This is a genomic window from Roseovarius salincola, assembly GCF_026891095.1.
In the GTDB taxonomy this organism is placed as follows: domain Bacteria; phylum Pseudomonadota; class Alphaproteobacteria; order Rhodobacterales; family Rhodobacteraceae; genus Roseovarius; species Roseovarius salincola.
Genome location: NZ_JAPTNL010000019.1, coordinates 58,839 through 69,372, shown reverse-complemented (window position 1 = coordinate 69,372; position 10,534 = coordinate 58,839). Strand labels below are relative to the sequence as shown.

At 60.5% G+C, this 10,534-nt stretch carries 8 protein-coding genes and 1 pseudogene; 4 read left to right on the top strand and 5 right to left on the bottom strand.

All coding sequences use genetic code 11. The features are described 5' to 3' along the window. Positions 1 to 797 precede the first annotated feature (797 nt). Positions 798 to 2,138 (bottom strand): hypothetical protein, encoded by a 1,341-nt coding sequence (locus tag N5A93_RS16825; RefSeq protein WP_268956263.1) that lies wholly within the window; start codon positions 2,136 to 2,138, stop codon positions 798 to 800. A 542-nt stretch (positions 2,139 to 2,680) separates the two neighbouring features. Here N5A93_RS16825 and N5A93_RS16820 point away from each other — a divergent pair. Beyond that, positions 2,681 to 2,892 (top strand): annotated as a pseudogene (locus N5A93_RS16820) (phosphatidylserine decarboxylase); the annotation flags it as partial. On the opposite strand, the gene N5A93_RS16815 reads toward N5A93_RS16820, so the two are convergent. From N5A93_RS16815 to greA, 3 genes are all read right to left on the bottom strand, one after another. Then, the gene (locus N5A93_RS16815) at positions 2,883 to 3,338 is read right to left on the bottom strand and encodes a universal stress protein (protein ID WP_268956262.1); all 456 of its coding nucleotides are present in this window, start codon (positions 3,336 to 3,338) and stop codon (positions 2,883 to 2,885) included. The pseudogene N5A93_RS16820 and the gene N5A93_RS16815 overlap by 10 nt on opposite strands. Positions 3,339 to 3,427: 89 nt before the next feature. Next, a complete protein-coding gene (locus tag N5A93_RS16810; protein ID WP_268956261.1) occupies positions 3,428 to 4,450 on the bottom strand; it encodes a hypothetical protein in 1,023 nt (340 codons plus the stop codon). Positions 4,451 to 4,465: 15 nt separating this feature from the next. Beyond that, entirely contained in the window at positions 4,466 to 4,936 is a 471-nt protein-coding gene (greA, locus tag N5A93_RS16805; RefSeq protein ID WP_268956260.1) for a transcription elongation factor GreA, read from the bottom strand. A 261-nt stretch (positions 4,937 to 5,197) separates the two neighbouring features. Between greA and N5A93_RS16800 the strand changes: the two genes are divergently transcribed. The 3 genes from N5A93_RS16800 to N5A93_RS16790 all read left to right on the top strand — a co-directional run bounded on the left by N5A93_RS16800 (position 5,198) and on the right by N5A93_RS16790 (position 9,499). Further along, positions 5,198 to 6,847 carry an electron transfer flavoprotein-ubiquinone oxidoreductase gene (locus N5A93_RS16800; RefSeq protein ID WP_268956259.1) on the top strand — a complete coding sequence of 550 codons (1,650 nt, stop codon included), beginning with the start codon at positions 5,198 to 5,200 and terminating at the stop codon, positions 6,845 to 6,847. A 113-nt stretch (positions 6,848 to 6,960) separates the two neighbouring features. Next, on the top strand, positions 6,961 to 8,676 hold the full coding sequence (locus N5A93_RS16795) for a tetratricopeptide repeat protein (RefSeq protein ID WP_268956258.1): 1,716 nt from the start codon (positions 6,961 to 6,963) through the stop codon (positions 8,674 to 8,676). Then, positions 8,669 to 9,499 (top strand): 4-(cytidine 5'-diphospho)-2-C-methyl-D-erythritol kinase, encoded by an 831-nt coding sequence (locus tag N5A93_RS16790; RefSeq protein ID WP_268956257.1) that lies wholly within the window; start codon positions 8,669 to 8,671, stop codon positions 9,497 to 9,499. The genes N5A93_RS16795 and N5A93_RS16790 overlap by 8 nt, the downstream gene beginning before the upstream one ends. Here the strand turns inward: N5A93_RS16790 and N5A93_RS16785 are convergent. Beyond that, positions 9,492 to 10,493, bottom strand: coding sequence for a polyprenyl synthetase family protein (locus tag N5A93_RS16785; RefSeq protein WP_268956256.1), 1,002 nt, complete (start codon positions 10,491 to 10,493; stop codon positions 9,492 to 9,494). The genes N5A93_RS16790 and N5A93_RS16785 overlap by 8 nt on opposite strands. Between the last annotated feature and the right edge of the window lie 41 nt (positions 10,494 to 10,534).

Here is a 10,534-nt window from a genome sequence, read left to right as displayed (position 1 = left end):
ACACCCAAAGACCACACACGTCGCTTGGTGGATTGGCACCAGCCGTATACGCCAATCTCAACCGTGCGACCCGGCCTGCTGCGCTTGAGCTACGCAAGGGCTCCGCTCAGCAGGCCTTGACCGCAACCTAATCACGAGAAAGAAACAGGAACGGATTCTACATCCAAACGGCCCGCATTAAGGGGCTGGGTCAATGTCTCCTTTGTGCCAGCCCCCCACCCCACCGGGATCGGCCCAAGGCAGCCCTGCCCCGTCGGGGACAAAGCGAGAGGGACAGATTGGGCGCGTTATGTCGGGCGGCACCAAGGCTCCTTTCGCGGGATGCCGGGCAGCGTCGTCTTTGCCGAAATCCCCAGAACCTCCACCGGCAAGATTTAGAAATTCGTGCTGCACGATCAGGCCCGCGCTATAGCGGGCGGACGCGAAACTGTTGCATTAAACAGGTCTTTTCTCCAGTTTCGGGGTTTTGAGGCCGAGGATGCCACTTAGATCCTCGTTCAATATGAAAAACCAGACTTCATCAGCGATGATTGAGTTCATCGATGCCCATTTTGCTAGCATAGCATGACCGATGTGTCACTTGGCTACGGTTCAGTTCAGCAAACTAATCGAACAGCCCCATTTTCAGAGAGGGCAGGGCGCGAGAATGGTTTCAGCCTCAGCGCAAAGAAGCATCTCTTTCTCAAGATATAGGACGCTGACAAAGCCCCAAACATCTAAGCATGCTTGCCCGCAATGAGCAAATTTAGATTGGATTTAACTGCCACAGGCAAAATCCATTAAAACCAATACGAAAATCAATTCCGCCCCGCACGTTTTACAAGCTCTGGGGCTAACAACTCGTAAGGTATGGGGTCGGCATTGTTGTAGCGCTCCAGCTCTTTCAACAGGTGCTTTTCCATAACTCTGACGGCACCAATATTTGAATAAAATAGTGCTGTTTTCACAAATCCACCATTATTCTTTCGGCATAGATCAGAGGAACTAGATTTCCTATATATAACTACAACAAATCTATTCGCTATAGCTGCCGCTGATACAGCTCCGACATCCTTGTCAAGTATTAGCCTCGCGAAAGAACCGCCCGCCAGTCGGATCCAGTAATCCATCCTCTCTTGGAGCTTACTTTCGAACAAGGCGTTCCATTGCTCTCGTTCTTCTCGCGTATCAGCAAGCGTATCAAGCTGCCTGTCCCACTCTGCAAAGGCAAGATGTTCACGAAAAACTGTGTCCTCAATCAGCTCTTGGCCATCACGAAAACCGCGTCTTATGGCGACTTCTTCTAAGTTTGCGAACTGGCTGAGAAGATCCCGGATGATCTGTGCCTGAGCAATGCAGTTCACAGCATAGAAACCCTTATTCGAAAAGTATTCTGTATCAATATTGGTCAGGTTATCATTTCTATGATCTGATAAAGAGGTAATATGAGGGTTCATGATTGGATAGTTGCGACGATACCCAACTTGCGATCCAACCCAAACGTCTATTAGCGCCTGCTGTCTTTCCTCCTCTGTTTCTTCATCGGTTTTGGAATTTACTGGTGGTGTAGCGGCGGCTACCGGTGCTGACTGCTGAGATTGCCAAGGGCGCAGAACTTCCTGTTTTTGCGGAGCGATTGTCAGTCGAACTCGTTGATCCCTTGGTTTGACGGCAAACGAAACTTGAGCAGGTATTTTGTTCCCAGAGCAGGAACCCGTAAATTGGGACAAGATACCTTGAACGGTTCCCTTGGTCGAAACAGATTTATTCGGCTCAAGGCAAATCGTCTTTGGTGCCCATTTGTATGACCCAAGCTGCGATAGACCGTCAAATCCATAACGCGGGTTTCCCAATACACCACGCGCGTCTTTTTGAAAGATCGCGACAGCGACAGCCTCGTACATCTGGTATGCAAACCCGCTTCCTACTTGATTGAGAGTCCAGCAATCTCCGGGCCTCATTTCTTCGAATGCAATCATCATGGCTCGGTTTTTCAATAAACCGTCTGAAATGAGCAGGCTTGCCAGTTGGATGCTATCTTCTCCCTTGTTGCATAAGCCGACATTTTCGACACTTCGGGCCTGTGCCGGGGTTGCAAAGGCAAGCAAGGATAACCACGCGACGGTCATAAGCCAGCGGCAGACTAATGAAATATCCACACCCAACTCCTACACACCATACCCCAATTCCCACGCAAAAGAGGAGCGTCGTTAAAGCCACAACACCTTTACTAGAGCTGCCGCTTGGGATTTGTTTCAACAAACCGACCTTTTGGCAAGTTTCGGGGTTTTGAGTTCGGGTATGCCGCGTAGATCCTCATTCAACACGAACAACCAGGCGCCATCAGCGAGATTGAGTTAATAGATGCCCTTTTTGCAGCCATAGCAGGATCGAGGCGTCAATTGGCGACGGTTCAGTTCAGCAAACTAATCCAACAGCCCCGCTGACGCGTCCTCCGGCCAGGTCTTTCGCAACACCGCACCGCTCGCCCTGTTTACCGCGTGCGGTGCGGTGCCCGATACCGACGCGATACCAACGTTATACCGACGCGACACCGCAGCGGGTTTGTCGCGGTTAACCAAGCGGTTGCGCCCTGATTCGCCGGATCGGCCTGCGCGTGTTCCGCCCGCTTTATGCAAACTCCCGGTTTTCCCGTATCTGCGGCTGATCCACTGATAACCGGAACACCGCTGCCAAGAAAATGATGTCCACCTTCGTCAAACCCATGCACCCCGAGGGGCGTAAAGTCGTGGCGATCTTCGCCGCGATCATCCTCGCCCTCTTCCTGATCGAAGACATCATGGCTGGATCGGTGTGGGCTTAACTGTCTGGTGCTACTATCTTTTCCGCGACCCCGAGCGGGTTGCCCCGGCGCGTGACGATGTCATCGTCAGCCCTGCGGCTCAGGTGATCGTCTCCAGACGCTCCTTGCTGAGGTCGCCAGGCACGATCGTGACCGGGATCGGCAGGGTGCCGGAATTCTTCGTGAGCTGCGTCACCAGCGGCCCCGGCCCGCCTTTTCCCGTCCCCGCGCCCAGCACCAGAATGCCGATTTCCGGATCGTCCTGAACCTGCGCGATGATCTCCGTGACCGGCTCACCCTCGCGAATTACCAGTTCAGGATCAACACCTTGCTTGTCGCGCATCCATTTGGCGAAGACCTCGAAATGGGCGTGAATCCTCTCACGCGCCTCCTCGCGCATGATGTCGCCCACCCCGATCCAGTGGTTGAACTCCTCAGGCGGGATCACCGCCAGCACCTCGACCCCGGCTTTGGTATTCGCCGCCCGCATCGCCGCAAAGCGCATCGCATTGAGGCATTCACGGCTATCGTCCAGAACAACCAGAAACTTGCGCATGTGTCATTTCTCCCTTGGGCGGCATCATGAGCGCGATTTGCGCGCGGGGCAATAGAGCGAATGTAAGCAACTGGCAAACAATAACAATTTCAATGGAACGTGCCCGCGACTCGGCCCAATAGCATGAAGGCGCGTGCGGTGCGCGTGTCCGAGAGTTCCGAGATTTCGGCATCCGTGGCGGTCTCGGCGAACTGGGTGAACATCCGGTCGAACAGGCGCAGGAAATGATGCGCCGCGTCGCGGAAAATCGAATCCTGCTTCATCCGCGCCGCCGTCAGCGCCAGTGACGAACGGTCCCGCACCCCGCCCAGCGCCGCGACCGCACGCCCCCTCTCGCCCGCGCCGAAACGGCGCCACAGTTCCGGGCGGGCCATGTCGGGCCTGAGGTCGTCCATGTAGATGCCGTCATGCGACAGCAGCGTCAGCACATCCTGCGCGGCCTGGATCAGCTGCGCGGTCTGACGGTCCTTGAGGGCCTTGCGCAAGGCGGCAAAGCCCTCCCGGTCATCGGGGGTCTCGGGAAAGTTCAGCGCCCGAATGAAATCCGCACGCCCCAGCGGCGGCCGCATGTCCTCGGCGGTGGTACCCAGCGGCAGCGCCACCTGGTCGTCCTCGCCCGCCTCAGGCGGTTCTGGTGCGGGCGGCGGGGGCGCAGCCGTCTCGGCCTGCCGCGTCGAGGTGAACATCGCCAGGGCGGTTTCGGCCTTGCGCTGCGCGGCGGCGATCTCGTCCAGCTTGCGGGTGACAGAAGGCTCGCTGACAGTGTGGCGCTCCTGGTTTTGCGCCACATAGGTCTGGCGGATCGCATCTATCGCGGCCTGAAGGCGCTGGCTTTCCTCGCGCATCACCCTTGACGCGCGCGCCGCCGTGGCCGCCACCCAGATCATCGCCACCGGCATGAAGATCGCCAGCATGATCATGATGAACCGCAACACGCCGCCGGGCGAGGCGGCGTCAGGGCCGGTGTCCAGAACGATGAAGAAGATCGCGGCCGCCAACAGCCAGACAAGCGACAACGCGAGGGCGATCACCTCGATCCCGGTGATCCGCTCCTTTATGGTTCGGTCATAAACCCCCAGCGGAGTTGTGGGCGAATCCTTGCGCTCGGCCATGTTGTGCTGTGCCTGTCAGATATATTCGACTTTTAGCACTTCGTAAGATCGCTCGCCACCGGGCGTACGCACTTCGACGCTGTCGCCCTCTTCCTTGCCGATCAGGGCGCGGGCGATCGGCGATTTCATGTTCAGCAGGCCGTTTTCGATATCGGCCTCGTATTCGCCGACGATCTGCCAGGTCTTTTCCTCGTCGGTGTCTTCATCCACCAGCGTAACGGTCGCGCCGAACTTGATCGGTCCCTTCAGCTTGGTCGGGTCGATCACTTCGGCCAGGCTGATCACGCCTTCGAGTTCCTTGATCCGCCCCTCGATAAAGGACTGCTTTTCCTTGGCCGAGTGGTATTCGGCATTCTCGGACAGATCGCCATGCTCGCGCGCCTCGGAAATCGCGCGGATGATGGCCGGGCGTTCCTCGGACTTGAGATGCTTGAGCTCTGCCTCAAGGGCGGAGTGGCCCCTGCGGGTCATCGGGATCTTTTCCATTCAAACCGTCCACAATCGTTGCGGGGCCGCACATGTGGCCCCGACAGGTATCTTTTCGAGTTCCGGGCAGATTGCCCCGACCGGACAGGACTTTGCAATAGGCGATGCCGCGCCGGCGCCGGTCGGATCATCTAATTGGGTCTTTTGACGGTTTCACCATGTGATTACGTCGTGTTTCAATTGACCTTCGACGCGGCGGCGCGCTAACCACATGCGCAACATTGTTACCTGCCAGCCACGCCTTGGGAAAGGATGCACCTCATGTCCGAAGTGACACGCGAAGCCATGGAATACGATGTCGTGATCGTCGGCGCAGGCCCGGCCGGCCTGAGCGCCGCGATCCGCCTCAAGCAACTCGACCCCTCGCGCGAAGTCGTGGTGCTGGAGAAGGGATCCGAAGTCGGGGCGCATATCCTGTCGGGGGCGGTGCTGGACCCGTGTGGCCTCGATGCGCTGATCCCCGACTGGAAAGACAAGGGCGCGCCGCTGAACACGCCGGTCAGGCAGGACAATTTCTACATGCTGGGCGAGGCCGGCAAAATCCGTGTTCCGAATTTCCCGATGCCGCCGCTGATGAACAATCACGGCAATTACATCGTGTCGATGGGCAATGTCTGCCGCTGGATGGCCGAGCAGGCCGAAGAGCTGGGTGTCGAGATTTTCCCCGGCATGGCCTGTTCGGAAGTGATCTACGGCGAGAACGGCGAAGTGAAGGGCGTGGTCGCGGGCGAGTTCGGCCGGAACCCCGACGGCACGCCCGGCCCCTCCTATGAGCCGGGCATGGAACTGCATGGCAAATATGTCTTCCTCTCCGAGGGCGTGCGCGGCAGCCTCGCCAAGGAAGTGATCGCCAAATACGATCTGAGCGCCGGGAAAGAGCCGCAGAAATTCGGCCTCGGGATGAAGGAAATATGGGAAATCGACCCCGACAAGCACAACGAGGGCGAAGTCACGCATACGATGGGCTGGCCGCTTGGCAAGAACGCGGGTGGCGGATCGTTCATCTATCACCTCGAGAACAACCAGGTCTATGTCGGTTTCGTGGTTCACCTGAACTACAAGAACCCGCATCTTTATCCCTACATGGAGTTCCAGCGCTTCAAGCATCACCCGATGGTCGCCGAGCTGCTGAAAGGCGGCAAGCGCGTGGCTTACGGCGCGCGCGCCATTTCCGAGGGCGGCTATCAGTCGATGCCCAAGATGGTCGCGCCGGGCGTGGCGCTGCTGGGCTGTTCGGTGGGCATGGTCAACGTGCCGCGCATCAAGGGCAACCATAACGCCATGCTCTCGGGCAAGGCCGCCGCCGAGGCCGCACATGCAGCTATCGAGGCTGGCCGCGCCAGTGATGAGCTTGGTGATTACGAAAGCGACGTGCGGACCGGCGCCATCGGCAAGGACCTCAGGAAGGTGCGCAACGTCAAGCCGCTCTGGTCGAAATACGGCCTCGGGGCATCGCTTGCGCTTGGCGGATTCGACATGTGGACCAACACGCTTGGCTTCTCACTGCTTGGCACGCTTGGCCACGGCAAGACCGACGCCGCGGCGACCGAACCCGCCGACAAGCACAAGGAAATCGCCTATCCGAGGCCCGACGGCAAGCTGAGCTTCGACCGGCTGACCAATGTCAGTTTCTCGATGACCAATCACGAGGAAAACCAGCCCTGCCACCTGACGCTGAAGGACCCCGGCGTGCCGATCGGTGTGAACCTGCCGAAATATGACGAACCGGCGCAGCGCTACTGCCCGGCAGGGGTCTATGAGGTGGTGCGCGAAGAAGGTCAGGAACCGCGTTTCGTGATCAATTTCCAGAACTGCGTTCACTGCAAGACCTGCGATATCAAGGACCCGACCCAGAACATCAACTGGGTCACGCCGCAGGGGGGCGACGGCCCCAACTATCCCAATATGTGACGCGATACGCACAATCGCGCGAGTGGGGCGGCCAGTGGTCGCCCCGCATTGCTTTGACGGGCACGTCATACTAGGTTCTCATCAAAACCCACAAAGATCCGAGGCAAGCTGTCGTGACTTCAAAAACCCTTTGCGCCTTGATCACCGCCGCGCTGTTGCCGGTGACGGCCCCGCCGGTGCTGGCCGACGAGGCCGTCGGCGCCTATTTGTCGGCCCGCCAGGCGCGATACGACAATGACTTCACCGCCGCCGCGGAATATTTCACGAAAGCATTGACCGGGGACCCTTCGAACCCCGTGATCCTGGAGAACGCGGTCTTCGCTCATATGGCGCTCGGGCAATTCGACCAGGCCCTGCCGATCGCGCGCAAGATGGAAAGCGACGATCTGCAAAGCCAGATCGCGCATATCGCGCTGATCCAGAAAGAGGCTCAGGACCTGGACTACGATGCGCTGCTGGAGCGCATCGGCGACAATCGCGGCGTTGGCCCGCTGGCCGACGGGCTGATCGCGGCCTGGGCCTATCTGGGAAAGGGTGACATGAGCACCGCGCTCGATCACTTCGACAAGGTGGCCGACCAGCGCGGGCTGCGCAGTTTCGGACTGTACCACAAGGCCCTTGCATTGGGGTCGGTGGGCGATTTCGAAAGCGCCGACGATATCTTTGCCGGGGACGAGGACGGCCCCCTGCAGAGCACCCGCAGCGGCACGATGGCCTGGGCCGAAGTGCTCAGTCAGCTGGAGCGCAACGACGACGCCGTCGCATTGATCGACGAGGTGTTCATCGCCGATCTCGACCCAGAGGTCGCGCAGCTGCGTGAACGGCTGACAGCAGGCGAACAGGTGCCCTTCTCGCGCATCCAGACGGCACGCGACGGGCTGGCCGAGGTGTTCTTTTCTCTGGGCCGGGCATTGATGTCGGATTCGGGCGAGGAATACACGCTGCTATACGCCCGCGTCGCCGAACAGCTGAACCCGGCGCATGTGGACGCGATCCTGATGTCCGCGGAACTTCTCGAAAGCCTCGGGCGCCATGAGCTGGCGACCGAAACCTATCGCCGCGTGCCGCGCGACAACCCGTCCTTCCATGCCGCCGAACTGGGCCGCGCCGAAAGCCTGCGCCGTGCAGGCAAGACCGATGCCGCGGTCGAGGTGCTCAAGCAGCTGGCCGAAACCCACCCCGATCTGCCGTCGGTTCATGTGGCCTCGGGCGATCTCAACCGGCAGCTTGAAAACTACGCGGCCGCCGTGGCCGCCTATGATCGTGCGCTGGAAATTTTCAGCGCCAACGAAACCGATCAGTGGTTCGTGCATTATGCCCGCGCCATCAGCTATGAACGGCTGGACCAGTGGGACAAGGCCGAGGCCGATTTCCGCCGCGCGCTGGAGCTCAATCCCGGCCAGCCGCAGGTGCTGAACTATCTCGGCTATTCGCTCGTCGAACATCAGATCAAGCTCGACGAGGCGCTGGAGATGATCGAACAGGCCGTCGAGGCACAACCCGAAAGCGGCTATATCGTCGACAGCCTTGGCTGGGCGCTCTATCGGCTGGACCGCTATGACGAGGCGATCGGCCATATGGAGCGCGCCGCCGAGCTGATGCCGGTGGACCCGGTGGTCAACGATCACCTCGGCGATGTGCTGTGGGCGGTCGGTCGCAAGACCGAGGCCGCCTTCCAGTGGAAACGCGCGCTATCCCTGATCGACCCCGAAAGCCCCTCTCCCGATGTCGACCCCGAACGCATCCGCCGCAAGCTGGAGGTCGGGCTGGACAAGGTTCTCGAAGAAGAGGGCGCGCCGCCGTTGAAAGTGGCCAACGACGGTGATTGAGGCCTTCGCCCCGGCCAAGATCAACCTGACGCTGCATGTGACGGGGCGGCGCGACAACGGCTATCACGAACTCGACTCGCTCGTGGTGTTCGCCGATATCGGCGACCGGATCGAGATCGAGCTTGCCGAAACATCGGAACTGACCGTCGAAGGGCCGATGGCCAAGGACGTGCCCGAGGACGACGGCAATCTGGTGATGCGGGCCGCGCGCCTGATGGGCCTTGATGCCCGAATCCGCCTGCAGAAATTCCTGCCCAATGCCGCGGGCCTCGGCGGCGGTTCAAGCGATGCGGCGGCGGTGCTGAGGGCGCTTTCGCAGCTTTCGGGTTACCCGGTGCCCAAGGACGCGCTGTCGCTTGGCGCGGATGTCCCCGCCTGCCTGAGCGCGCGCGGTGTGCGGATGCGCGGCATCGGCGAGGACATCACGCCGGTCATGGGCCTTCCCGCGCTTCATGCGGTGCTGATCAACCCCGCCGCGCCGGTCCCGACGAAAGACGTCTTCGCACGGTTGGAAACGCCCGCGAACGCGCCAATGCCCGACGATCTGCCGCTGCTGCGCGATCCGGGCGATGCGGTGGCGTGGCTGCGGTCCATGCGCAATGACCTGGAGGCACCCGCACAATCCCTGCAGCCGGTGATCGGGCAGGTTCTCGAAACATTGTCGGCGACGCCGGGGTGCCAGCTTGCGCGCATGTCGGGCTCGGGGGCCACGTGCTTCGGGATCTACTTCGGCGCCGAAACCGCTGCATCGGCCGCCGGGCGCCTGCGCGAAGGATTTCCCGGCTGGTGGGTGGCCGCGACCCGCCTCAACGCGCCTAGTTGACCCGCGCCACCACGTAATCGGCGATATCGGCCAGCATCTTTCGCACCGGATGATCCGGCAGCGTTTCGATGGCGGCGCGCGCCTTTGCGGCCCATGCCAGCGCATCGGCGCGGGTCGCCTCGAGCGTGTCATGCTTCCTCAGCAGTTCCAGCGCCTGGTCAAGGTCGCCGTCCTCCTGCCTGCCCTTTTCGATGGTGCGCGCCCAGAAGGCCCGCTCCTCCTGGTCGGCAAGGGCAATCGCCTTGATCACCGGCAGGGTCAGTTTGCGTTCGCGGAAATCATCGCCGACGTTCTTGCCGGTAGCGCTGCTGTCACCTTGGTAATCCAGCAGATCGTCAACGATCTGAAAGGCGATGCCAAGCGCGTCGCCATACTCGTAGAGGGCCTTGATCTGTTCCTCGGGCGCCTCTGCGATCACGCCGCCGACCTCGGTCGCGGCCGAGAACAGCGCCGCCGTCTTGCCGCGCACGACCTGAAGATAGACGCTTTCATCGGTGGCCAGATCGCGCGCGGCGCTCAGTTGCAGTACCTCGCCTTCGGCGATCACCGCGGCGGCGTTCGACAAGATGTCGAGCACCCGCAGGTTGCCCGGCTCGACCATCAGCTGAAAGGCCCGCGCAAACAGGTAGTCGCCCACCAAGACGCTTGATTTGTTGTCCCACAGAAGATTGGCGGTCGGACGACCGCGCCGCTGGCGGCTTTCGTCCACCACGTCATCATGCAAAAGCGTGGCGGTATGGATGAACTCGACCGTGGCGGCCAGATGCACGTCGAACGCGCCGCCATAGCCGCACAGATCGGCGCTGGCCAAGGTCAGCATCGGGCGCAAGCGCTTGCCGCCCGCTTCGACCAGATGCGCCGTGACCTCGGGAATGCGCGGCGCATGCCGCGAGGCCATGCGCTCGCGTATCAGGCTGTTGACGGCGTCCATCCGGCTGTCGAGATGCCGGGCCAGTTGTTCATGCGGTTTCGTCGCGGCGTGGTCCAATCCCATCACACTCCTGTCACACCTGTCGACAAGTAGCCCCCGGTGCC

What these genes read in the sequence shown, in the direction of transcription:
- N5A93_RS16815 (WP_268956262.1), bottom strand. Translation starts at nt 3,338, where the DNA reads ATGCGCAAGTTTCTGGTTGTTCTGGACGATAGCCGTGAATGCCTCAAT.
- N5A93_RS16810 (WP_268956261.1), bottom strand. Translation starts at nt 4,450, where the DNA reads ATGGCCGAGCGCAAGGATTCGCCCACAACTCCGCTGGGGGTTTATGAC.
- greA (WP_268956260.1), bottom strand. Translation starts at nt 4,936, where the DNA reads ATGGAAAAGATCCCGATGACCCGCAGGGGCCACTCCGCCCTTGAGGCA.
- N5A93_RS16800 (WP_268956259.1), top strand. Translation starts at nt 5,198, where the DNA reads ATGTCCGAAGTGACACGCGAAGCCATGGAATACGATGTCGTGATCGTC.
- N5A93_RS16785 (WP_268956256.1), bottom strand. Translation starts at nt 10,493, where the DNA reads ATGGGATTGGACCACGCCGCGACGAAACCGCATGAACAACTGGCCCGG.